The sequence below is a fragment of the Pseudomonas sp. MD195_PC81_125 genome (genome assembly GCF_014060985.1).
Classification (GTDB): domain Bacteria; phylum Pseudomonadota; class Gammaproteobacteria; order Pseudomonadales; family Pseudomonadaceae; genus Aquipseudomonas; species Aquipseudomonas parakoreensis.
Window position 1 is genome coordinate 1 of the sequence record NZ_JABULD010000473.1, and the last position, 24,660, is coordinate 24,660.

A 24,660-nucleotide genomic window follows, 5' to 3' on the forward strand; every position below is an offset into this window, starting at 1 on the left:
TTTCCGCGCTGAGTGGCAAAACCTTCAACTCGCATATTTTGCCGGTCAGTCAGAACACCCGTGACGAGCTGGTGGTGGTACTCAGCCATATCCGCTTTATCAAGTTGGTACTCAATACCAACTATCTGTTCTGGCAGGTTCATCAACCGATGTCACAACTGGACATTCGCGCCAGAAAGCTGCTGATCAAGCGCCGGGCCATGGATGCCAACCGGGCAAGCGTGGAGCAAGCCATTGGCGCGCATGCGTCCAGGTTTGAGGAATACCAACTCTGAAGCGACGCCAGGCGGCGGGAATTGTTGCCTGGGTGCAGTTTCCGACCGGCAGGCATTTTCATGCGCTCGGGCAAAGCAGGCATAATGGCGACCTTTCGCCCACTACAGCGCTGCCAGCCAGCCGGTCATCCCTTGAACGAACGCCCTCTGTCCACCGCTCTGCGCCCCTCGGCTTGTCCGGGGTTGCTGCGTATCGTCCAGGCGCTGGACGGCGGCATCTGCCGGATCAAGCTCAATGGCGGCTCGATCACTGCCGATCAGGCCGACGCGGTAGCCAATGCCGCCGAGCGTTTCGCCCGTGGGGAAATCGAGGCGACCAACCGCGCCAATCTGCAGATTCGCGGCATCGGTGAGCAGTCAGCGGTATTGACCGACAGCTTGCTGGCCGCCGGCCTCGGGCCGCAAACCGCAGCGGGTGACGATGTACGTAACCTGATGCTCAGCCCGAGCGCCGGTATCGATCGGCGGTTGCTATTCGATACCCGGCCTCTGGCCGAACAGATTCTGCTGACATTGCAGACGCATCCGCGCTTTCCCGAGTTGAGCGCCAAGTTTGCCGTGCAACTGGACGGCGGTGAGGCGTTGGCGATGCTCGAGCATCCGCATGATCTGTGGTTGTCGGCGTTTGAGTGTGACGGTGAAGTCTTGTTGGCGTTCGGTCTGGCTGGCTGCCCGACCGATCGGGCGGCCGGTGCCGTGACCGTGGAAAATGGCCATGCGCTGGTGGTCGCGGTGCTGGAGTTGTTCCTCGAGCGGGCTCGGCCGGAGCAGACGCGCATGCGCCATTTGCTTGATGAATGGCCGATGCCGGCCTTCCTCGAACAGTTGCGCGAACGGGTGGCGATCAAAGCCGTCGTTGCCCGACAGCGCACGCGGCTGGCGGAGGCTCTGCACATCGGTGTTCACCCGCAAAACGCTGCCGACCGAGTGTATGTCGGCGCGGTGCCGGCGCTCGGCCGTCTCGACCCGGCCATGCTGCGTGGCGCCGCCCGGCTGGCCCGCGAGTACGGTGATGGCAGCCTGCGTTTCACCCCGTGGCAAAGCCTGTTGCTGCCGAACGTGAAGCCCTCCGACGCGGCGCAAGTCTTGCAAACACTGACGCAATTGCACTGGCTGACCGATGCCCGTGAGCCGCTGTCCAGGCTGATTGCCTGCACCGGCTCCAGCGGATGCGGCAAAGGCCTGGCCGATACCAAACACGACGCCCGATGGCTGGCGACGCTGTTGCCACAGGCGCAGAACGTGCACCTGTCCGGCTGCCCGCGCTCTTGCGCGGCGGCCCATTGCGCACCCGCCACCTTGCTGGCGATCAGCCCCGGTCATTACGACCTCTATTTTCGCGATGCAGCGCTGCCGGGTTTCGGCACGCTGCACGCACGCAACCTTACTATTGAAGCGGCCGCGATCCTGCTCGACGCCCGCTCACGGAGCCCCCTTGATGCTTGATTACATCCGCGACGGTCAGGAGATCTATCGCAACTCCTTCGCGATCATTCGCAGCGAGGCCAATCTGGCACGCATCCCGGCCGATCTGGAAAAACTCGCGGTGCGGGTGATCCACGCCTGCGGCATGGTCGAGGCAGTCGACGGTCTGCAATTCTCCGAGGGCGCCGGCAAGGCCGGGCGCGATGCGCTGGCAGCCGGTGCGCCGATCCTGTGCGATGCGCGGATGGTTTCCGAAGGCGTGACCCGTGCGCGTTTGCCGGCGAACAACAAGGTGATCTGCACCTTGCGCGACGACAGCGTGCCGGAGCTGGCCCGTGAGCTGGGCAACACCCGCTCGGCGGCGGCGCTGGAGCTGTGGCGTCCGCACCTGGAGGGCAGCGTGGTGGTGATCGGCAACGCGCCGACCGCACTGTTCTATCTGCTGGAAATGCTGGATGCCGGCGCACCGAAACCGGCGTTGATTCTTGGCTTCCCGGTGGGCTTCGTCGGCGCCGCCGAATCGAAAGCGGCGCTGGCGGCTGACAGTCGCGGCGTACCGTTCGTGATCATGCAAGGCCGGCTCGGCGGCAGCGCCATGGCCGCCGCCGCAGTCAATGCCCTCGCCACGGAGGTCGAATGATGCAGGCAACAGGACGTCTGATCGGCCTCGGCGTGGGCCCCGGTGATCCGGAACTGATTACCGTCAAAGCCCTGCGTCTGCTGCGCGAATCGCCAGTGGTGGCGTACTTCGTCGCCAAAGGTAAAAAAGGCAATGCGTTCGGCATCATCGAAGCGCACCTGCAGGACGCGCAGAACCTGCTGCCGCTGGTGTACCCGGTGACCACCGAAGTGCTTCCGGCGCCGCTGTCCTACGAGCAGGTGATCAGTGATTTCTACGACGCTGCCGCCGAAGAGGTCGCGGCGCATCTGGACGCCGGCCGCGACGTTGCAGTGATCTGCGAAGGCGATCCGTTCTTCTACGGTTCCTACATGTATCTGCATGACCGGTTGTCCACCCGCTATGAAGCCGAAGTGGTGCCGGGCGTGTGCTCAATGCTTGGCGGCGCCTCGGTACTCGGCGCGCCGCTGGTGTATCGCAACCAGAGCCTGTCGGTGCTCTCCGGCGTATTGCCGCACGAGGATCTGAAGCGGCGTCTGGCCGACGCCGATGCGGCGGTGATCATGAAACTGGGGCGCAACTTTCCCAAAGTCCGTGCGGTACTCGAAGAGCTCGGGCTGGCCGAGCGGGCGCTGTACGTCGAACGCGCGACCATGGCCAATCAGAAGATCGTGCCGCTGGATCAGGTCGAGCCGATGTCCTCGCCGTACTTCTCGCTGATCATCGTCCCGGGCGAACGGTGGCAAGGTTGATGACGCCATCCACACCGGCCATTGTCATCCTCGGACAGAGCGCGCTGGCCACCGCGCGACGTATCCGGCAGGTGTATCCGACGGCGCAGATCCACGGCCTCGCCGGACGCGTCGAAGGCGCCGACCGCAGCTATCAGGAATTTGGCGCGACCCTGCGTGAGTTGTACCAGCAAGACACGCCGATCATTGCCCTGTGCGCGGCCGGTATTGTCATTCGCACCCTGGCACCGTTACTGATCGAGAAGGGCGCGGAACCGGCGGTACTCGCCGTTGCCGAAGACGGCAGCGCCGTGGTGCCGCTGCTCGGTGGCCTCGGCGGGGTGAATGTCATGGCCCGGGAAATCGCTGGCGCATTGCAGGTCGCAGCGGCGATCACCACCAGTGGCGAATTGCGCTTTGGCACTTGCCTGCTCAACCCACCCAGCGGCTATGCGCTGGCGGATCTGGAACTGGGCAAGCGTTTCGTTTCCGATTTGCTGGCCGGGCACAGCGTGCGCATCGAAGGTGCGGCGCCGTGGCTGGATCAGGCGCAGTTGCCGCAAGACCCGCATGCGCAGCGCTCGATTCATGTCGGCAGTGCCGAACGTATCGCGAGCGCCAACGAGCTGCTGATCTATCCGCGCAGCGTCGCGGTGGCGGTGAGTGCGCAGCTGGAGGATCTGCCGAACGCAGTGCGCGCCGCGTTGCAGCAGGCCGGAGTTGCGCAGCAGGCGCTGGCCTGTCTGCTGGCGGCTGACACGGAAATGGCGGCGGCCAAACTGCGTGAAGCCGCGCTCGAACTGGGGGTGCCACTGCGCTTTGTCGCGGCGCACAACGACCTCGACGCGTTGGCGCGTCACGCACTGCCGCAGGCCACGATCAGCCGTGCCAACGGCTTGGCGATTGCGCGCGCCGAACAGCCGCTGGACGTCGCGCAGATCGGTCGTCAGCGTGGACGCCTGGCGGTGATCGGCCTCGGCCCCGGCGCTGCCGAACTGATGGTGCCAGCGGTCAAGGCGGAGTTGGCGCGGGCCACCGATGTGCTCGGTTATGAAACCTATGTGCGCATGGCCGGCCCGTTTCGCGCTGATCAGGTGCAGCACTGCACCGACAATCGCGAAGAAATGCAGCGCGCCCGCCACGCCTTCCGGCTGGCGGCCGAGGGCCGTTCGGTGATCGTCGTTTCGTCCGGCGACCCCGGCGTGTTCGCCATGGCCGCGGCGGTACTCGAAGCGTTGCACGAGTCGACCGATCCGGCCTGGCACCGCGTCGAGCTGGAAATCCTGCCGGGAGTGTCCGCCTCGCTCGCCACGGCTGCGCAAGCGGGTGCGCCGCTGGGTCATGATTTCTGCGTGATGTCGCTGTCGGACAACCTCAAGCCGTGGTCGATCATCGAGAAGCGTCTGGATCTGGCGGCCGCCGCCGACCTGGCCCTGGCCTTCTACAACCCGATCTCCCGGGCGCGTCCGTGGCAACTGGGCCGCGCGCTGGAAATCGTCGCGCAACATCGCACGGAGGCGACGCCAGTGGTCTTGGGGCGCGACATCGGTCGGCCGGGGCAGTCTCTGCGGGTCACCACACTGGGGCAACTGACTCCGGATCAGGTGGACATGCGCACCATGGTGCTGATTGGTTCTTCGACCACGTGCACCTTCCCCAAGGCTGAAGGTGGCGTGTGGGTCTACACGCCGCGCTGGTACGGCGAAAAGCCGCAGGCATGAGCGCAGGCGAGGGGGCTTGCTCCCTCGCCATGCCGGCCAGGACGGGGAGATTGTTTCCGGATTTGCCGATGTCATATCTTTCAGCGGTGCGTGTGAGATTTACTCCACTACCGCGTGGGATCTTTCTTATGACTTACATTTTGTCGGACTTATCCTGAATCTTGATTGGCCGCAGTAAAAAGTCGATGCGCAGTTGTGCCGCCGACTTTCGCAGTCATATTGATTTTTAGATCAGGGTTGTCGCAATAACCTGTTGCGGTTACATGCGTTATCAGTTGTTTTTTAATTGCCTGTTTTGACATGTATTGAAAGTTCTGAAGTTTGAGTGCGAAGTCCCCATTCGTTAACTTCGCTGCCATTCAAGTGCCTGTGTGCGCTCATGATGTCGGTCAGAATAACGGAGGAACTTTCATGCACGATCAAAGATTTAAAGATGCCAGTGGTTATGTCAGTTTTATCAATCTGTTCAAACAGGCTGATCTCGAACAGGCCCTGTTGGTACACCGGGACAGTAACGTTTATCCGTCAGTGTGGCGCTATTACTTTGCATGTATCGGTTTGCTCAATTCCCCGCGAATAATTGAACCCCTGACATTACTCAAGCATTCTCTGGAACAGTTGATCGGCGTGCCGCGTGTGCGCCGTGACACGCTGGGCCAGTCTGAACCGCCCAAAAGCGCTTTATCGGGCATTTACAACGCTATTCAGGCGTTCGAGACCCGTCTGCGAAACAGCGAGATTTACGCGAACACTGCCGCCACTCCGGTTGTAAAAAATCTGCATTTCGTCTGGCTGGGCGGTGGCCTTGGCGAGATTCAGCGTGACTATCTCAACCTCTGGAAGCAGGTATTGAGCGGGCAGGGGTACAGCCTCAATCTCTGGTATGACAGTGACGCGCTACTGGCCTGGCAAACCAATAAGCTGATCGTCGAGGCCGCCAAGGCTGACGCCATGCAACATGGTGGTAGCGAGCGTATTACCGACACCAGGCTTGGGACGTTGTACGAAGAGCGGGTCATCGTCCTCAAGCAGCAGATGTTCATGCACATCAATGAGGCGCTGGAACGAGGGCAATCGGCGGATGAAGCGCGGATCGACTTGTTGTCTCGCGCCTACGGCCAGGACGCGGAACAACTGGAAGCCTTGATCGAGCAGAACCGGCGCAGTCTGCTCGATCTGGCAGGCGATGATCTGCAGTTGCGTGACTTGCGTGACCTCGACGCACCGCTGCGACTGCAAGCCATCTACGATCGCGAGACCCGCTTGCGCGGAAATCTGGCCGCCGCCTCTGACGTGGTGCGGGTCGAGGTCTTGTACGAGGAGGGTGGCCGCTACGTGGATGTCGATAACTTGCCGCCCCTGGTCAAAACCCTGGGCGGGGTCGACATCAGTGCGTTCGGCGGCGACGCGCGCCTTGGCGTTCTGCAACTGCTGCTTGATCACAATCCGCACTGGATGCCGGGACGCCAGGCATTGCGCGACCGATACACCGATTATCGGGGCCGGATTCCCGACGAACACCGCGCCGCGCTGGAGGCTTTCGCCCGGCAGCAACCGGCACTGCACGAGGTGTTCCATGCGCCGGCCGAACTGCTTGTGCGCCCGCAGGACTTGCGCGCGGTTGCCGTGCAGGAAACGTTGAGCAACTCGTTCCTGATGGCTCATGCGCAATCGCCAATGCTTAACAGCGTGATCGAGCGGTTCCGGTTCAACTATGAGGCCATCGACCAGACAAACCGCCTCGCCGCCGAACGAGGCGTCGCATTGACCGATTTCGAGGGCATGACAGAGCTGGCGCGAGAAGTTCTCGAACAGGCATTTGGCCCTCTGGCCGAGCTGTCGATGACCGAGGACATGGCGGCCAGCTTTTTGATGCTGGCCATCGCGGGCTACTTCAGTGACGGCATTCGCCCGCAGAGCGAGGGGACGATTTATCTGACCGGACCTGGGGCGATGCGCGATGGCATGGCCGACTACGAACGGCGCAACTTCGTTCCGCGCGAGGTGGAAACCTTGCGTGTGGAGGCGGCGATCGAGCCGCTGTGGATGGTCAATGACAAGACCGAGGAAGAGCAGGACCACTCCTGGAAAAACAACGCCGTTGATGTCGAGCGGTGGGTGCTCGACGAGCAGCGGCGCTGGCAGGAAGGACAGTACAGCGCGCGCTACAGCGGTGATGTAAAAGCATTGCTGACCCAGCAGAGCATAGCGTTCGAGGAGGGCTGGCCGGTTATCGAGGGCCGGCCAGTGCTGTTGACGGATGTGCTGCAACGGATGATCGACAGACTCGGTGAACCGTTCGTGGCCGCGATGCGCGAAGGACATAACGGCTCATTATGGTTTCCCGACGGGCCGGGGCTCGGCTTCGATGATCGCCAGGCCATCAAGGCCCAGCCCGTCACTTTGCAGGCTCCGGCGTCGCTCAGCGATGCGCGGATTCAGGGGCTGGCGCTGGATGAGTTGCTAAGCGGCATTGCCGAGGGTTCGCTGCCGTTCTTCCAGATCAGTCCGTTGCAACGGGTGGTGTTAGGACAGATGCTCGGCGCACGCTCACTGGATAACTCAAGTCTCACGCAACTTGCCACCGAGCTCGACAATCTGGCCAACAGCGTTGCCGAGGTAGGGGCGTCGGTACGTTATGCGGCCATTGAACGCCATCTGTATCAGCAGCGGGCCCCGCAGTTCATGGCCGGTCTTGCCAGTCATGTCGATCAGCCGATGGTGGCGTCGGACAGCGCGTTGACGCTGAAGCGGGCCGCGCTGTCGCAGGCGTACACGCTGTTTCAATGGGGGCGTCATGTTGCCCATATTCAGACCGTCGCCACCCGCGAGCATCGCGAGCAGGTGATCCTGCGGCTGGGTCAGGTGCTGGGACAAATCGAAGCCAGTGACGTCAAACTGGTGCCGCAGGATCTGTTGCTCGAAGGGCCGGGCGATCCCGGTGGCCGCTGTTACCCGCTGGCGCTGATCATGAGTGCTGCTCTGGAGCAGGGCGTGGCGGCGTCGCGACGATTGCGCGAGCGGTTCTTCCTGGCCACGGCCGAGCCGCAGCAGCACGATTCAATGGTGTTTCTGGAGGCGCTCGAAGAGTTGCACGACGTGCAATTGCACGACATCGGCAAGCCGTTGGGGCGAGTCGATCTGCAACAGCTCGGCACCACGCTGGAGGCGTTCGCCAGCACGCGCACGCTGATGCTCAACTCGGACAATCACGCCATGCTGGTGGCGAAAACCTTCAAGGGTGGGCACGCCACCTATCACTTTTATGATCCCAATTTCGGCGTGTTCGAGTTCAGTCAGCCGGATCAGTTGCAACTGGCACTGACTGACCTTTTTCACAAGCAGGGGATGGCGAAATACTATGCGGCCTATGGCGACGACGCGCGTCCGGCGTTTGATCTGATCGAGCTGCAGGGGCAAAAGATATCGGCCTTGAATCTGTCCGGCGGATTTAGCGTCGGACAATTGCTGGAGTCCGACAATGTGCTGCCGGAGCAGGCACAGCGGCCAATCCGCCGGCGCTTGAACAGTGCCCGCGGCCATTCGCTGGTGAGCAATCCGCACTTGGGGCGCAGCCTGCGCGATCTGGACAGTCATTGGTGGGGACAGCAGATTGCCCAGGCGACCGACGCTTTACAGGACTTGCATGCTTCAGCAAAGCCGTTGGTGCCGTTGTTCGAAACCCTGGAGATAACGCCCGCCGGCGAGTACCGGATCAACCTGATCGATCCCGCGCAATCCGAGCATGTGGTGCAGGTGGTCAGCAGCGATCATCGCCTGCTGCGCATCAGAAATTATCTGTCGGAGCAGTTTTCGGCACTGGGCACCCGAGCCACGCCGCAGATGGTTGAGGCCGGTGCCGTTCACACCCTCAATACCGGCTTCACGATCCAGGCGCTGATGAATGTCTTGCGTGGACGAGAGGGCGATGACCGCACCTTGACCACCGCCGTCAGGTTGCATGCCTACGTCAATTACGCGCAATTGGTGCACGGCAATGTCACCGACGTCGCCGGTCTGCTCAGTCTGATCAAGACCGCACTCAATGAAGAGAAAATCATCGCCCGTACCTGTGCGCCAGTGGTGGGCGAGGCGCTGGGACATGTCGCCAACGAAGGCGTGGGCGCGGTGCTGGGACTGGCCAATGTCGGTTTCGACATCTATCAATTGGCGACGGCAGACAACGAGATCGAGCGCGCACAGTTCGGCACTCAGTTGGCCTTCGATGCCACCAGTCTGGCGTTGACTGCCGGTGGTCTGGGAGCCGCCACGGCGGGCGCGGCGACTGCGGCAACCGTGCTCGGCGGCGCCGGGGTGGTGCTGGGCGGATTGGCTGTGGGTGTGGCGGCACTGGCTCAGGGGTTCGCCAGGATCGCCGGGCAGGCGCAGGAGGTCGGGTTGTTTTTCGACGCTCTGGAGCGGGCCTGTCGCGGTGTCGGTTATCGTTATGACGACGGGCTTGGGGCGTGGGTCGCTCATCCTTCGCTGGTCGTTCGGAGCCTGGACTTCAATCGCGCGATGTTGGTCCTTGACAGTCCGAAGGTGTATCGGCTGCGCGACCATTTCGGGGTGCCGGGTATCAATCCGGATGATCAACAAGCACTCGATCTGCGGCGTGAACTGGGGCTGCCAGGTTACATCCGCTTCGATCCGCCGAGCACGCAATTGGTTGTCCTGCCCTGCACGCCGACCACCTACTACGGGTACGAATACAAGGCGCTGCCGTTCTCGACGCTGCGTCACGACACCGGTTTCGATACGGCTCGCAAGCTGGAGAAAAAGGATGCGGCAGGCCAGTGGCAATTCCTGTTTTCGTTCTACTCTTTTCCCACGCACTACATCATCAACCGTCTGATACCGTCGTATCGCTCAACCGTGATCGAGGTGCGGCTGGATGCCCGTGAGCGTGCGCTGGCAGTACCCATGACGCCGCCGGTCTGGCGAGACAAATTGTCATACCGCATCGAAGGAGCGGGTGGTGTCTGTTCGCTGATTCTCAATCGTGGGGCCAATCTCCAGTTGCAGTCTCCCAGCCTGCAGCTGTGTCACTGGAAGTTGTCCGCCACCTGGGCCACCGAGAGCGATGTGCATATCGAAGCCGGCGGGGTGCTTTCGGTGGGGGGCGTGAAGGTGACCTTCACCGGCAGAGGACGGCATGACGTCACGTTGCAACTGACCGGGCGACAAACGTTCAAGGTCAACCGCGGTGACGCACGACTCGACGTTCTCGAGCAGGACGCGCCCGCCGGGGAGCATGAGCAATCGCTGCTCACGCACTACCAGACGCTGGCCCGGGAGCATCGGCTGGTGATGCCTTACACGCCGGTTCATCACTTTCCGATTCCTTTCGAGCCCGAGGAGCGACCGCGCTACACCACGGCCTGGTACGACGCTGCCAGGGATCGCTTTCTGTACATTCGCAATGAAGAGGTACTCGCGGCCGATGAAATGCTGCTGGGCGCCGTGGTCGACGATTCTGCGTTTTTCTACGAGACGCACAACTACGATATCTGGCAGGTCGATGCCGTCAGCGGTTTACTCGAATGCCGCTACCGACTGCTGGTGATGAAGGGGCAGTGCAGCGTGCGGCGTATCGATGTCGATGCCCAAGGGGTGATTCACATCGAGCAACAATGTCAGGGCGCCGATCAGCAAGTCACGCAGTTCAATTACCTGATCCGTGAGGGCCAGCTGCAGCTGGTTGCGGTGACTCGAGAGATGGACCGTGACTTGGGCCAGCGAGTGTTCGCCAATCCGACCCTGACACATTGGTCGGTGGTGCTGGGTCATTATTTTCCGTTGTCACCGGTGCCCGAACGCGCAGGCGTCACCACCGTCGACTGGCAACCGGCCGCTTACGTGTCGGTGTGCTGGAAGTTCAATCCGGACAAGCGCGATCTGGTCTGGATTCGCAGCCGTGACCTGTTGTGCATTCATCCGTTTGCCTCTGGACGAAACCGCGGCTGGGCCGATTCGATCAAGCATCTAGATGAGCTGTTGCTGCTGCCGGTCAACGATGAGCACACGCTGTTTTTCATCTACGACCGGCTGGCGCAAAAACTGTGCAGGGTGCAACGCCGTGTATCCGCAGGCAGCGAGCGCTGGCCGGCGCAATGGACGCATCAATGGCTTCAGCCTGATGGACTGAATGACGTGGTGCCGGTACAGGACGGGTATCTGGCCCTGACCGATGACGGCTTGTTCTTCAATCTGACCGCCGAGGGTGAAGTGCAGCTGGGTGGCTTGAGTGAGCGCTGGCTCAAGGGGCGGGCCCAGTGGTGGCAAGCATTGGAAGCGCTGGCAGCGAAGTACCCGGTCGACAGTTTTGCCATTCTGGGTGTGCGCAACGCCAGCGGTGATCGCAACCTGTGTGCCTGGTACGTGGATAACCGCGTGCTGCTGTGCGACCCGGGGCACGACCGGGAAATGCGCCTGCTCGGAGTGACTCCGGACAATCAGGCGGTCTGGCTGTTCGACGTCGGCAGCGGTCAGGTCTGGCGTCAGCTGTTCTTCGACAGCCGGCAACTCGCAGCAGCATTCGGCGATGGCGCACAGCTACTGGCGAGCGCGCTGCTGCCCGCACCGCAGCCCGAGTGGGATAACTGGCGGTTCAACACCGTGAGCAGTGACGGCTCCGGTCTGCGCGGGACGTCCGTCAACGGCGTGTCACTCAAGCTGCCTTATCAGGAAGCTGAACGAATCATGGGCGTCAATCAGCGCTGGGCAAGCGAGCACGCGCAGCATTTGGCGGATTCTCTGCAGGCATTGCTGGAGACTGCCGAGCATGCTCCTACATCGCCGTGGAGTCCGGCGCGGGCAAACTGCAGTGGTTCGACGCGGCGAATGCACAACTGATCCGGATCGCGGGCCAGGACCTGCCGCACGATTGCGAATTGCTTGGTACGCGCCATCAGCATGTGCTGTTGCACGAGCGCCCTGCACACCGCGTCTTCGTCTACCCCGGTCACAAGAGCATTGGCCCTTTCGAATATATGCGGCGCGACGCCCAGGTCTTGGTGGTCGAGGGCCAGAAAAAAGTCGAAGACCTCTTGCCACTGATCGCTGATGACGTGAGTTGTCTGGTGTTGCGCGTGGGGCAGGGCGGTGTGACGTATCACCTGTCCAAGGCCTGTTGGTTGCGGCTGGAATCGGTCGTCGTCGATTGTCGTCCGCCACTGGGCGAGGTGCCGATGATTCCCGGGAAGCTGGTCTGGGCGCTGGACGCTCCGCAAAAACTGCAACTGTCGTTTGTCGACGAGCACTTGCTGATCGTCGACCCGGATCGCCAGCACAGCCTCATCCTGAGGGATGTGTGCTCGACGGATCCGGCGATGCGCGGCGACGTCTTCCTCGGCTTCGAGGGCAAGCGCTCCCATGCGGTATCGAGTCTGGTGCAAAGGCTGCGTGAAGTCGTCGAGGTCGATGATGCCGACGGCAGTGCAACGCTTGCGCAGTTGCTGGGAGCCGTGCCGGCCTGACGCAAAGTCCTGGTTGGTTTTTCAAGTTTGTTTTCTCTCTGTGTCGCGACGGCTGATGTCGTCGTGATGCGTTCGCTTGGCTGAAAAAAGGAAATTGCATTGAGTACTACGGATGAAATCTATATGGGCACTGTGTTCGTCGATCATGTCGCGCGCGCTGAACTTGAGTCGGTGAGTGGCAGCCTTGGCGAGGCTCCCTTGCGCTACTACGACGCCGCTGCGGCGGCTCCCAGTCTTTCAGAGCAACTGATAGCGGTCAGGTTGCTCAAGGGCGCGATGGAATCAACACAGCTGGATTCTTCGGATGCCCAGGTCAAGACGCTGCGCCTGAAACTGAGCGACTACCATCGCCGTCTGACCGCCACCTTGGAAATGCTGTCCGCTGGCAAACCGATACCGCGCATCATGCATTTTGTCTGGGTCGGTGGCAGTGAGGTCGGACCGAACCAGCGTGACTACATGAACATCTGGCGCAAAGTGCTGGCGGCGCAGGGCTATGCATTCAATCTCTGGTATGACAGTGATGCACTGCTGGCCTTTGAAATGAACCGGGTGATTCTCGACAGCGCTCGTGTGCACACGATGGAGTCGCCAGAGGCTGCAACGGCATCTCCGAGCAAGTTGTCGAGCATGATCGAAGACCGCGCCAGAGTGCTCAAGCAGCAGATGTTCGATTACCTGAATCAGCCGCGCTGGGCCGGGCGTGCGGACGAGGCGCGGATCGATCTGATGGTGCGCGGTTATGGCAAGGACCGTGCGACGCTCGAAGCCTTCCGCCAGAAATGTCTGGACTCGCATCAGGCCATGGTCGGTGAGGATCTGCGCCTGCGCGATGTTCGGCAGGAGTTTGCCAGTCACTTTCTGGCAGATGTCTACCAGCGCGAAGTCGCCATGCGCGGCAATTTTGCAGCAGCCAGTGATGTGGTGCGGCTGCAGGCCGAGTTTTTCGAAGGTGGGCGTTACAGCGATATGGATTATTTGCCACCCCTGATCGAAAGGCCGGGCGGCGTGGACATCAGTGGCTTCAGTGACCGCGCCAGGATCGGTGTCCTGCAGCTGCTCCTCAACCATGATGAAGCTTTGATGCCGGGGCGCGACCGGCAGCGCTATGCCGACAGAACCGGACATATTCCCGCCGAACATCTTGAGGCACTGAGTGCCTTCGCCCGAAGCAAACCGGGTGTGGAGAAGATCTTCGCTTCGCCATTACCGGTGTCTTTGCCCAAGGATGTCATGCGGCGCGGCACCGCCCTTGGCAGTCCGACGATGAATGAAATGAATGCCTATATTCTGGCTCACCCTGGCAGCGGCATGGTCAATGCGAGCATGCAATTGATCCGGGCAAATTATGACTGCCTGTATGAGGTTGAGCGCCGCATGAGCCTCGCGGGTGTGACACGATCAGATGAGTCCTCGGTCCGGAATATAACGTCCGAGGTTGTACTTGAAGCCCTGGCTGACGGGCGCTTGCCGTCGACCGCCAACTTACACCCCAAACTCACCACTGCCATCCACGGTTATTACCAGGACGGGATTCGTCTCGACGCCTTGGGCACCATCGACATGACCGGACCTGGCGCGCTTGAAGGCGGCGTAGTCGGTTATTTCGAAAGAGACCTGCAACGTGAGCACCTGCCGGCGATTCGTAAATATCTGAAGCAGGTCGAGGGCTTCAACGTCTTCACCGAAGAGGAAATGATCTCCGGTTGGGCAGTAAAAGGTACCCCTGAAGACTGGCTGGCAAAAGAACATGAGAAGTGGAGCTCGGGCAAGCTCAAGTCGCGCTACGCCGGCAATCTGTCCGATTTGCTGAAAGAGCGGACGCTTACGTTCAAACTTGGCTGGCCGGTCATCGAAGGCAAACCGGTGTTGCTGACGTCGGTCCTGCAGCAACTGCTGGATGATCTGGGTGAGCCGTTTGTGCGGGCGATGAATGACCGATTGACCGGTGATGTTACGTTCAACGCCCCCATCCGCCTTGGTTTTGATGCCCGACAGCAGGTGCTGAACCAGTCGACCGACGCTGTTCCGACGTCCATCGGGGCGGAGTCCCTGGGCAACCTCAATGAGGCCTTGGCGCGCATCGCTGCGGGCAAGTTGCCACTGGAACAGTTGAGTCCGTTGCACCGGGTGATGTTCGGGGGCCTGTTCGGCGCCGCGACGCTGGACCAGACCGGGTTCGCTGAGGCATGGGCAACCACGGTCGCCTTTGCCGAAGCTACGCGGGACCGCGGCTTGGTCGCGCGCTATGAAGTGATCGAGCAGACCCTGCTCAGTCGCGATCCTGCAGCGGTCCAGACGCGAGTCAATGCATCGGAGCGCGAATTGCTCGGCCAGAACTCCAGAGCGCTGAAGGCCCAGGCATTTGCCGAGCCGATCAGCGTACGGCAATGGCGTGAGTACGTGAGTCGGATCGAAGTCGCTGCCATGCAGGAGCGCCGGGCGTTGATCCTGTCGCGGGGGGCGGCAGTGCGTGAGGCGTTTTTTCAAGCGGGTGCGCACACGGCCAGACAGTTGCCACAAGACTTGTTGGTGCGCGGTGCGGGCGATCCGGGTCGACGCTGCTATCCGCTGGCGCTGATCATGGCCGCCGCGCTGGAAAAGGGCGCTTCGGCGGAGCGTGCGCTGATCGGTAAACTGGCGCTGGCCAATCTCACACCCGACGCGCCGCAAGTCCATGCACTGCTCAAGGTGCTGGACGAGTTGCGTGGCGTACCCATGGCGCGGTTCGGCGAAAAAAAGACCGGCGGTGAACCTGGCCGCTGTGATGCAGGCGCTGGAAGCGAAAAGCACGGCCGGCAGCCTGTTGCTCAACACCGACAATCACTCGATGCTGGTGAGCAAGGTCGTGACGCAGGGCGAGACATCGTATCGCTTCTACGATCCGAACTTCGGGCTGTATGCGTTCGCCCGGATCGAGGCGCTGCAGCAAGGGGTTCAGCGCTTCGTGCAGGAGGAGTCGATTGCCAGGCTTTATGGTCTGGAGCAGGCGGCTGCGAGCGTTTTCGAGGTCATCGAGCTCGACGGCGCAACTATTGCCGGTCATTCGTTGCCTTCGGATATCCGCGTTGAACATTTGCTCAGTGGTGACCCGCTGGGCGGTGGGCGTGCCGTCGAGCCGTGGAGTCAGCATGCCGCGTTGCGTGCGCGTTCCCTGTCAGAGAACGCGCGTCTGGGGCAGGCGTTGAGCAGTGTGGACAGCCACAAGTGGGTACGGACAATCGAAAGCGCGACCCTGCGGTTGCAGGACCAGCATCAGCTGTCCCGTGACTTCGTGCCGGTGTTCGAGTCCCTGAAGAGCGCTGCACAAGGGCGCAGCGAAATCACCTTGGTCAGTGCCAGTGATCCACAGCGCACACGCACGGTGCAGACCGATGACCCGCGCCTGTCCGGAATCAAGTCTTACCTCAGCGATACATTTGAAGCGTTGTCCGGCAGACGCGCCGGGTCAGCCGTGATCGATCCGACGGACGCCAGTGCGGTACACACGCTCAATGCCGGATTTGCCATTCAAGCCTTGCTGCTCGGGTTGCAAAGTGCCGAGTCCGGGATGAGGGCGACGGCGCTGACATCGGCAGTGCGTATCCACGGTTATCTCGCCTACGCGCAGATGGCTCATGGGCTTGTGGTTGACGCCGCACAACTGCTGAATCTGGTGCGGCATGCTTTTAGCGATGGTCTGCGGGTAGCCAAAACCACCTCGTCGATCGTCAGTAATGCACTGGGTAACGTATTGAACGACGGCGTCGGAAGCGTCTTGCAACTGGCCAGCATCGGCTTCGACATTTATCTGTTGGTCAATGCACAGGACGATATCCAGCGCGCGGTCTATGCCACTCAGTTGGCATTCGATGCCGGCGGGCTGGCGCTGGGTGTCGGCGCTTTGGGCGCGGGTATCGTGGGCGCGGGGACGGCGGCGGCCTTTTCGCGGCGCCGGGGTGGATTCTGGGGGGGCTGGCGGTTGGCATCGGGCGCGCTGGTCGAGGGCTTCAGTGCCAGGACGGAACGTGGGAAGCGGATCGGCCGGTATCTCAATGATGTGCATGCGGCCTATCGACCGGAAAGCCATTCGGTACAGGGCGATAGCTACATTGCCAATCCTTTTGCGGTCTACTCCAGGCTTGATTTGCGCGAAGGACTCATTACCTTCGGCAGTCACAAAATTCTCGGAGCGAACGATTACTCCGATCTGCATACACCGAAGGTCATTGGCGATCGCAGCAAGGCATTCGGCATTCGAGAGACACTCGACCTTCGCGACACGATTTCCCTGGATATGACGCCTGGTATTGAAAGCGTAGTGCTGCCGAGTTTGCCGCAATGCTTCCTGGGTTACGATTACGGTGGGCTGCCGTTTTCGACAACGCTCAAGGAAGACCTGGAAACAGCTTTGGCACTGGAGTACGACCGGGCCGGCAAACGGCAATTCTGGTTTACCTTTTACAGGGTCCCGACCGAGTACATCGTTGAAAAAATGGTGCCGTACTACGTGGAAACCAACGTCAGTGTGACCATTGGCCCCGATCAGCGTTTTCTGCATGTACCTCCGTTGCCGCAGGAGATGCACGGTTATCTTTGCTATGACATCGATGCCGCCGGCGGACACTGCGCGATCACCCTGGCCGAGGGCGTCAAATCATTGCGCCTGCAGGTTGCATCCGACCATGCGATGACATGGTCGCTGCGTGCCCCGTGGGTGAGTGCGGCGGCGGTGAAACTGGAGCAGGACACGTTTCACCTGGGTTCGATACGGGTGCAGGTGCCTGCCAGGCATGTTGTGTATCTGCAACTCAAGGACGGTATCTATCAGATTGGTTGGGCGACGGGAACCTTGCTCTTTACTGAACTCGACGCGGTCACCGATGCCGACGCTCAGGTCACACGCGAGCACCTGCGCGAACTCGCGCGCAACCAGCGTCTGGCCGACAGTCCGACGGTCATCCGCAATTACTACGATGCCCTGACTGGCGTTCGTACCACTGCCTGGTACGACCACACCGAAGATGCCTTGCACCTGGTGCGGGGGCTGGATCTGAAGTACGCGGCGGATATCTGCATGGGACCGAAGGTCGGCGAGGCGATGTTTTACTACTGCCCGGTGCAGGGATTTATCTGGCGCACGGATCTCGTGACCGGGCAGATCAGGCGCATTTACCGGTTGATGAATATCGATTCGAAAAACAACCCCTGCATTGTTTCCATTCAGCCGACGCCAGAGGGGCTGCTGCAGGTGGTCCAGCGTTTTGAAGACGCGATTAAAAATGTCTACAAGATGACTTACCTGCTCGGTGAAAATGTCCTGTCCCTCATTGCTATTTCCGATATGAATCCAGGCCACCCGTCGCTGATTCTCGATGGACGCAGCAATGTGGCGGAGTTTCTCCAACGGCACAGCTACCTGTTCCATGAAGCGCTGGATGAGCAGCGGGTGGAGTTCACGCTGGGCGCAATGATTACGATCCACGCCTTGGACGAGAACTTGCGCAAGGCCACCCGAACGTGGGTGCGCAGCGACGATGAGCGCTTGATTCGACCCCTGTTGCGTAACGTTGAAGGCTCAGCGGATTTTCATGATTGGGAGCTGCTTGATCCGCTTCAAGTGGCTGGCGATGGCGATACCGTGTTGTTTCATCATCTGGGTGATCGTCTGGTTTATCGCCAGCGCATCGCCACGGCGGATCAGGCACCCGAGACGTTTGCGCAAAGTGTCTTGCCGCTCAAGGTGCAGCAGGTGCACCGCCAGCACGGGCAATACCTCTTGCTCACAGATGACGGCATGTTGTTCCAGATGAGCAACGACGGCAAGACGCGTCTGGTGGGCCTCAATCAGGCATGGCTGTCGGCGCAGCAGCTGCGTAGTGTCGGCGGATTCAGGTGGTGGTACACGGTCGCGACCGGCATTCAGAAATGGTCAGCCGAGGGTGTGGAGGTCGGAGGCATCAGTGACGCAACGGGCAAGACACCGCTGTATGTCGTGTATCTGGATCAGCAGTTCCTGATTGCCGACACAGCGGGCAAGGCCCTGCGCGTGTTAAGGCTGACGCCTGACAAAAAAGCGGCGTGGATGATGGACCGGGCAACCGGGCGAATCTATCGTCAGCCGGTCATGGAACCGGAGAACCTGGCGGCGGCATTCGGTTCGGGGACACGTCTGCTGCAGGCGGACTTGCTGCCACCGATGCAGCGCGTCATGCCGCGGCACACGGTTGCCTGGGCCGTGCCGCATGGATCAGGTCTGCGCGCCCGCCGGCATGACCATGTACTGGTCGATCTGATCGACGGAGAGCCGCCGCGTATCGTCGGCGTGGAGGTCGAATTCTTCAACGGCGCGGATTCACTTCAGGCACGGGAAGAAAAGCTGGCACGATTGCTCGCAGGTCAGCACAGCACTTCTTACCTGACGGCGGGCAGGCGTGATGATCTTTGCAGCTGGTATGACGTCGCTGCCGGTCGCCTGCTCAGCGCCACGGCATCAGGCCAGGAATGGCCGCACTATCTGGGCCTGAAGAACGGTCAGATTCCGGTGTTGCATGACCCGGTGACGGGCCGGTTGTTCAGCAACACCAGAAACGACGACACTCGCATGGATGACGGGATGACCGTGCAAGAGGTCAGTCGAGTGGCCAGTACGCTGGTCATTGATGGTATTGGCTCATCGGGCAGGATGGCGCCGATTCCGGATGGCGTCGATACGCTGCTACTCAAGTTCGCACAATCCGCCGGTTACATTTCGCTGGACCGGCAGACGTGGGATCGGCTTGATTGCCTGATCGTCGACTCCGCAGAAGCAGGCATTCATCTGCTGCTGAGGCTGGAGCCGATGCATCGGTGGCTGGTCTCGGCTTCCGGCGGTCACTTGCTGCTGACGGATCCCGACTCGGGGAGCAGTATCATCTTGCGTGACGCCTCGAGCGCTGATGCGGCACGGCAACAGCAGGTGATACTCGATATTCCTTTACCTGACGAGCTCTCGGTGACCGTCAGCCTGGAGGAGCTGATGAGTGCGATGGCCACCGAAACCTTGTTGGAGCTTGGTGCGCTGCTCGGCCTGTCCAGCGATCAATAAGTCATTCTGCATGGACTGATCAGATCGGGCTGCGGGTATTTTTCTTCCGCAGCCCTTTTTCGTTTCAGGATCCCAGGTAGCCCTTGATCCCGGTAAAGATGATTTGCGCCGCCAAGGCACAGACGAAAAGGCCCATCAGCCGACTGACGATCTGCAGGCCCTGATCACCGAGAACCCGTTCAATGTGATTGGACAGGTACAGCACCACGCCGACGGTGAAACTGGCCAGCGTGATACTCATGATCGCGGTCAGTTTATCGTCCCAGTGCGGCTGGCTGACGCCCATCACCAGCAGGGCGCCGATGGTGCCCGGGCCGACGGTCAGCGGGATGGTCAGCGGAACGATCGTCACGTCCTGCTGCACGTTGTCACTCTGCACCACCGGCTTGCCCTGCGCCATGCCCAGCGCCGAGATGAACAACACGCTGCCGGCACCGATGCGGAATGCGTCCGCCGTGATCCCGAACACATCGAAAATCACCCGCCCGAACAGGTACAGCAAAACGCTGGACACCAGCGTGGCAATCGCCACTTTCCAGGCCAGGCGCCGCTGCTCCTTGCGCGAGTAGCCACGGGTCAGGCTGATGAAGCAGGACAACACGAAGAAGGGGCTGTAGAGCACCAGCATCTTCAGGTAAACGCTGAATAACACGTGGAGCATGGTGTTGGCTCGCGGCGGCAGATGGACAGGGCGGAGTCTATCAGCCGGTTTAATTTTTGGGGGGATGGCGAAAACAAATATCCTCGGAGTAACTGAACAAGTTGTAGTTTGAAGTGGGTGTTTTCGGTTCTTGTTATTAGCAAGTTACATGTTCTGGTTTGTGGTTTTTTATTGTTCTGTTTATTGTTCTTTCGCGGGTTCAAGAGGAGCTCGTTTTTAATTAATAAGGATCTGATAATGAATATTCATGATGTTGAAGATTGCGCCGTTGCTGAGTGTGTCCACCGCTTGCAGAGTTATGAACTGGACGGCGCGGCTATTCGTCCTCGTGGTCTTTCGCTGCCGGCAATCGAAGAGCCGGGCAAGGGTTCCATCGTCGGTGAAGGCATTCTGTCCTTTACCGGAAACTTGAGTGAACAGAATCGCGAAGATGTGCAACACGCGTTCCTGTTCGCCACGCTGGTCGCCAACAAGAAATATCCGTACGAATATCAGGGCAAGGAATGGTACTACCTGTTTCTGCAAGTGATGACCGATGCTGGCTGGCTGCCAACGAGCAAGTATTACAACGACATGAACATCGGCGGTAACACCGTCCGGATGGATCAACTGGTGCTGGAGATCCTCGGCAGCGTCGTGGCCGGGCTTGCTGTGCCGGGCTCGGCTTCGGTGTTGATGCTGAAAGTCGCAGGCGACGCCATTACCGCCCTGAAAAAGCGTGAAACCGCGCTGACGCTGTACGAGCGCAACATGCTGGAACATGGTGTCGGCGGTATGGCGGCGGGCACGTGTACCGAAATCAATGGCGAAGTCACCATGGCCCTGGGGACTGTGCGTTTCATCCGGAAGAACACGGCCAAGCAAGTGTTGTTCATGGATTGGGATTCGCGCGAAGTGAAACTCTATCGGGGTGATTCGGTATTCCGCAAAGTGCCTTCGATCGTCGAGCAAACCCGCGATACCATCCGCGTCAAACTGGGTTTGAACGCAAAAACCAAGATCGAGGATTACGAGATCTGATTGAGTGTTATTGATAGGGCGGCCGTTATCGGTCCGCCCTTTTTCCATTGAGGGTTGATAATGACTCGGTTGTATCAGTTGTTGGCAGTGGGGCATGCTGTTTTGGCATTGCCGGAATCCGGGCACAGCTCGGATTATGATGATCTCGTCCAATCAAGTCTGTTGGCGCAACTGGTCGCCAATAAAAAAATAGAAGACGCGAAAGTTGAAAGTTGGTACGACGCTTACATCGCCGTGCTGGATGACTTCTGGGTGCGAAGCCTGAAGTCGCGCGAGGATTTTTCTGTCGCTCAGGCAGGAACAGGGTCGGCGCTGGAGTGGGCCACGACAGTGTTGGCCAATAACGCTGGCAACGATCCGGCACTTGGCGGGCTGATGGCATATGCGGCGCGAATCACTGACGGTGTTTCGGCGGTGCAGACGTTGCCCGAGGCGCCTGGCGAAGCGCTCATGCAAACGCCGAGGCCTGCGCTTCAGGTGGTGCGCCTGCTGACCATTGCGGCGCAGAGTCCGACATCGATCAGCAGCCTTTATCTTGAGTTCAAGACGCGACAGACGCTGGCTGCCAATCCGTGGTCGCAGCGTTTCGCGAGCGCTGAAGTCGAAGGTCCGGTGTGCGTGCGTTATGCGCGAGCGACGCTGTCACAAACGCTCTACGCACTATCGCGTCAGGCCGTGGCGCGAAAGCTTGGAGATCGACTGGCGCAGAACGTGGCGCCATTGGCTGAGGCGATCGAGCTCGGTGTCTGAGGCGGATTGCCTGGGTGCTGCAAGCGCTTTCGGGCGATGAACGGCAATCGTCAGAATGTCGAGGCCGTGCGGTTCTGCTGATCGCGCTGGGCTACCCAGTGTTCGATCAGCTCGCGCAGTTGCGACAGCTCCACCGGTTTGGCCATGTGGCCATCCATCCCGGCCTGACGCGCACGTTCCTTGTGTTCGGCGAGGATGTGCGCGGTCAGCGCGACGATCGGCGTGCGTATACGCTGATTGCTGACCTCCCACGCCCGTAGCTGCTGGGTCGCCGAGAAGCCATCGAGGATCGGCATTTCGCAGTCCATCAGCACCAGATCATAACGCTGGGCCTTCATCGCCTGCAGGGCTTCTTCGCCGTTGCTGGCGGTGTCCGGTTGCAGGTTGAGTTTGCCGAGCATGCCGCGAATCACTTTGGTCGAAATCGTGTTGTCTTCGGCGACCAGAATGCGGAAATCGCTCGGCACCTTGGCCGCCGTCGCGGGAGTGACCACTTGCGGCTGGAACACCACCTGGCCCTTGTTGCGCTGGTTCAACTCGTCGGCCAGCGTGGTCTTGAGCGTGTAGCCGGCCACCGGTTTGGCGAGGATGCGTTTGATCCCGGAGTTGCGCGCGATGATCTTGCTCGGCGCGTTGCTGATACCGGTGAGCATGATCAGCAGGATATCGTGGTTCAGGCTGGGGTCTTCCTTGATCTTGGCCGCCAGTTGCATGCCGGTCATGCCGGGCATGTTCTGGTCCAGCAGCACCACATCAAAGTAGTCACGCAGATGCGCCTTGGTGCGCAGCAGCGCCAACGCTTCCTTGCCCGAGGGCACCGCGCTGACGTTCAAGCCCCAGGCGCTGCATTGCTGCACCAGCACCTTGCGGCACGTGTCGTTGTCGTCCACCACCAGCACGCGCGCACCTTGCAACGGGCCGTCGAGGTCGGAGGTCGGGTGTTCCAGACGATCCGGGTCCAGTGGCAGGGTCAGCCACAAGGTGCTGCCCTGATTGGCGCCGCTCTTGATCCCGAACTCGCCGTGCATCAGGCGGATCAGTTGCCGCGCAATCACCAGCCCAAGGTTGCCACCCAAACGGTTGGCCGAGAGGAAGTGCTTGCTGTGCAGCTCGGCATGCAGCAGCGCCTCACGCTCATCTGCCTCCATCGGCTGGCCACTGTCCTGCACGGCGATGCGCAGGCGCGGCTTGACGCTGCGCTCGTCGAGGGCGACGACGATCAGCACTTCGCCTTCGTCCGGTTTTTTTCAGGGCGTTTTCCAGCAGGCTCAGCAGGGTCTGGCGCAAGCGGGTCGGGTCGCCGCTGATCACGCGCGGCACCTGTGGCTGGATGAAACTGATCAGCTCGACGTTCTGCTGTTCGGCCTTGGCCCGGTAGATGCTCAAACAGTCGTCGATCAATGCATTGAGGTCGAACTGCACATCATCCAGTTCGATCTGCCCGGATTCGAGCTTGGAGATGTCGAGGATCTCGTTGATCAACGTCAGCAGTTCGTTGCCGGCACTGTGGATGGTTTGCACGTAATCACGTTGCTTGACCGACAGCGGTGTGCCCAGCAGCAGCTCGGTCATGCCCAGCACGCCGTTCATCGGGGTGCGGATTTCGTGGCTGATCTTGGCGAGAAATTCGGCCTTGGCGTTGATCTCGGCGTTGCTGGCGGCGAGGTCGCGGCTGATGCTAAAACGGCTTTCGGTGATGCTGCGCTGGCGTTCACCCAAGGCGATGCTCATCAGCAGGCCACTGATGCAGATGAAGCCCATCAGGGTCATTATCAGGCCTTGCGGCGCCACCAGGGTCAGCCCCAGCAAGGCCGGCAAAATAATCAGCGTGCCGATGTTGAATACCACCATCCCGGCCACGAACAGCCGCGCCGGACGGTAACCCTTCTGCCAGTGATAGAAGCCGACCAGCAACATGCTCAGGCCGGCCAGCGCCACCAGCGCGTAGGTGATGATGTTCAGCGGCAGGGTGTTGACGAACAACAGCAGCAGGCTGCAGATCACGATGAACAGAATGTCGCCCAGCAACAGTTTGTTCAGCGGGTGCGGGCCCAGCGGGGCGAAGAAGCGCAGGGCGAACATCAACCCGGCGGGGGCGGTCAGCAGCAGCGCCAGATAAGCACCCGGCGTCTGGATCGCGTGCCAGTTCGGCAGCCACGGGCCGGCGAGGTTGAGCAGCAGCAACAGACTCAGGCCCAGCAGGCCTTCGCAGACCGCCAGCCACAGGCTGCTGCGCGAGCGCGAGTAGGCATAGCGCACGAGGTTGTGCAGCAGCAACATGCCGAGGCAACCGAACAGCAAGCCGAAAATCAGCGTCTGGTTCTGATTGGCGGCACTCATCACCGCCGATTGCAGGGTGATGTGCGGGCGCAGCTGATGGTCGGAGACCATGCGCAGATAGATGTCGAGTGGCTTGTCGCTTTGCGGCAGCGGTAGCAGGAAATCGCTGCTGGGCAGTGGTCGCTCGGCCTGCGGCTGGTGGGTGCCGGAGAGGCGTTGCTCGATCAGCTTGTCGCCGTCCAGCACGTACAGGCTGAGGCTGGACAGGTCGGGCGCAAAGATACGCAGCACTTGCTCGTGCTTGCCCGGCGCCAGTTTGAAACGCAGCCAGAGTGCGCCATCGGGCTCGGCCGCCGTGAGGCGATCCAGTTCGATAGGGCTGAATTGATTGGTGTAGCGAGTCGAGCGGATGTCGCTCAGTTGCAGATTGCCCTGATCGTCAAGCAATACCGACCAGCCACTGCCTTGCGCGGCCAGCGCCGGAAGCATGCAGAGCAAGGTCAGCAGCGTGACGGTGAAGCTTATGGCAATCCTGAGCCAGCGCACGGCGAAATCCCTTCGTAGGTTGATGCCAGAATATAACGATGCGCAGCGGCGGAACAGCCCGGCGAGGGACTGCATCCCGCGCCGGACC

The 24,660-nt window shown here is 60.8% G+C and carries 12 protein-coding genes and 2 pseudogenes; 11 read left to right on the forward strand and 3 right to left on the reverse strand.

Translation table 11 applies throughout. The features are described 5' to 3' along the window. From HT737_RS18920 to cobJ, 5 genes and pseudogenes are all read left to right on the forward strand, one after another. Positions 1-275 (forward strand): annotated as a pseudogene (locus tag HT737_RS18920) (hypothetical protein); the annotation flags it as partial. Positions 276-422: 147 nt separating this feature from the next. After that, the gene (cobG, locus tag HT737_RS18925; RefSeq protein WP_308809995.1) at positions 423-1,721 is read left to right on the forward strand and encodes a precorrin-3B synthase; all 1,299 of its coding nucleotides are present in this window, start codon (positions 423-425) and stop codon (positions 1,719-1,721) included. Then, positions 1,714-2,340 carry a precorrin-8X methylmutase gene (locus HT737_RS18930; protein ID WP_182403654.1) on the forward strand — a complete coding sequence of 209 codons (627 nt, stop codon included), beginning with the start codon at positions 1,714-1,716 and terminating at the stop codon, positions 2,338-2,340. The genes cobG and HT737_RS18930 overlap by 8 nt, the downstream gene beginning before the upstream one ends. After that, the gene (locus tag HT737_RS18935) at positions 2,337-3,071 is read left to right on the forward strand and encodes a precorrin-2 C(20)-methyltransferase (RefSeq protein WP_371260372.1); all 735 of its coding nucleotides are present in this window, start codon (positions 2,337-2,339) and stop codon (positions 3,069-3,071) included. The genes HT737_RS18930 and HT737_RS18935 overlap by 4 nt, the downstream gene beginning before the upstream one ends. After that, complete coding sequence (gene cobJ / locus HT737_RS18940) at positions 3,071-4,771, forward strand: precorrin-3B C(17)-methyltransferase (RefSeq protein ID WP_182403656.1); 1,701 nt, start codon at positions 3,071-3,073, stop codon at positions 4,769-4,771. The genes HT737_RS18935 and cobJ overlap by 1 nt, the downstream gene beginning before the upstream one ends. Before the next feature lie 149 nt (positions 4,772-4,920). Here the strand turns inward: cobJ and HT737_RS18945 are convergent, their stop codons facing one another. Then, complete coding sequence (locus HT737_RS18945; RefSeq protein ID WP_143519814.1) at positions 4,921-5,130, reverse strand: hypothetical protein; 210 nt, start codon at positions 5,128-5,130, stop codon at positions 4,921-4,923. A gap of 52 nt (positions 5,131-5,182) precedes the next feature. Between HT737_RS18945 and HT737_RS18950 the strand changes: the two genes are divergently transcribed. The 4 genes from HT737_RS18950 to HT737_RS18955 all read left to right on the forward strand — a co-directional run bounded on the left by HT737_RS18950 (position 5,183) and on the right by HT737_RS18955 (position 19,315). Further along, positions 5,183-11,626 (forward strand): TcdA/TcdB pore-forming domain-containing protein, encoded by a 6,444-nt coding sequence (locus HT737_RS18950; RefSeq protein WP_306287234.1) that lies wholly within the window; start codon positions 5,183-5,185, stop codon positions 11,624-11,626. After that, a complete protein-coding gene (locus HT737_RS31865) occupies positions 11,572-12,249 on the forward strand; it encodes a hypothetical protein (RefSeq protein WP_306287235.1) in 678 nt (225 codons plus the stop codon). Before HT737_RS18950 ends, HT737_RS31865 begins: the two co-directional genes overlap by 55 nt. 99 nt (positions 12,250-12,348) lie before the next feature. After that, complete coding sequence (locus tag HT737_RS31870) at positions 12,349-15,321, forward strand: TcdA/TcdB catalytic glycosyltransferase domain-containing protein (RefSeq protein WP_306287236.1); 2,973 nt, start codon at positions 12,349-12,351, stop codon at positions 15,319-15,321. Between the two features lie 202 nt (positions 15,322-15,523). After that, the gene (locus HT737_RS18955) at positions 15,524-19,315 is read left to right on the forward strand and encodes a TcdA/TcdB pore-forming domain-containing protein (protein ID WP_374011185.1); all 3,792 of its coding nucleotides are present in this window, start codon (positions 15,524-15,526) and stop codon (positions 19,313-19,315) included. Positions 19,316-19,379: 64 nt separating this feature from the next. Here HT737_RS18955 and HT737_RS18960 read toward each other — a convergent pair whose 3' ends face one another. Continuing rightward, positions 19,380-19,976, reverse strand: coding sequence for a MarC family protein (locus HT737_RS18960; RefSeq protein ID WP_047291049.1), 597 nt, complete (start codon positions 19,974-19,976; stop codon positions 19,380-19,382). 237 nt (positions 19,977-20,213) lie between these two features. On the opposite strand from HT737_RS18960, the gene HT737_RS18965 reads away from it, so the two are divergent. Next, positions 20,214-20,996, forward strand: a complete 783-nt coding sequence (locus HT737_RS18965) for a hypothetical protein (protein WP_041068162.1) — start codon at positions 20,214-20,216, stop codon at positions 20,994-20,996. 69 nt (positions 20,997-21,065) lie between these two features. After that, entirely contained in the window at positions 21,066-21,746 is a 681-nt protein-coding gene (locus HT737_RS18970; RefSeq protein WP_182403660.1) for a hypothetical protein, read from the forward strand. A 50-nt stretch (positions 21,747-21,796) separates the two neighbouring features. On the opposite strand, the pseudogene HT737_RS18975 reads toward HT737_RS18970, so the two are convergent. Continuing rightward, positions 21,797-24,572, reverse strand: a pseudogene (locus tag HT737_RS18975) (response regulator). Positions 24,573-24,660 lie beyond the last annotated feature (88 nt).

Coding starts and splice junctions, on each gene's coding strand:
- HT737_RS18930 (WP_182403654.1), top strand. CDS start 1,714: ATGCTTGATTACATCCGCGACGGTCAGGAGATCTATCGCAACTCCTTC.
- HT737_RS18935 (WP_371260372.1), top strand. CDS start 2,337: ATGATGCAGGCAACAGGACGTCTGATCGGCCTCGGCGTGGGCCCCGGT.
- cobJ (WP_182403656.1), top strand. CDS start 3,071: ATGACGCCATCCACACCGGCCATTGTCATCCTCGGACAGAGCGCGCTG.
- HT737_RS18945 (WP_143519814.1), bottom strand. CDS start 5,130: ATGGCAGCGAAGTTAACGAATGGGGACTTCGCACTCAAACTTCAGAAC.
- HT737_RS18950 (WP_306287234.1), top strand. CDS start 5,183: ATGCACGATCAAAGATTTAAAGATGCCAGTGGTTATGTCAGTTTTATC.
- HT737_RS18960 (WP_047291049.1), bottom strand. CDS start 19,976: ATGCTCCACGTGTTATTCAGCGTTTACCTGAAGATGCTGGTGCTCTAC.
- HT737_RS18965 (WP_041068162.1), top strand. CDS start 20,214: ATGAATATTCATGATGTTGAAGATTGCGCCGTTGCTGAGTGTGTCCAC.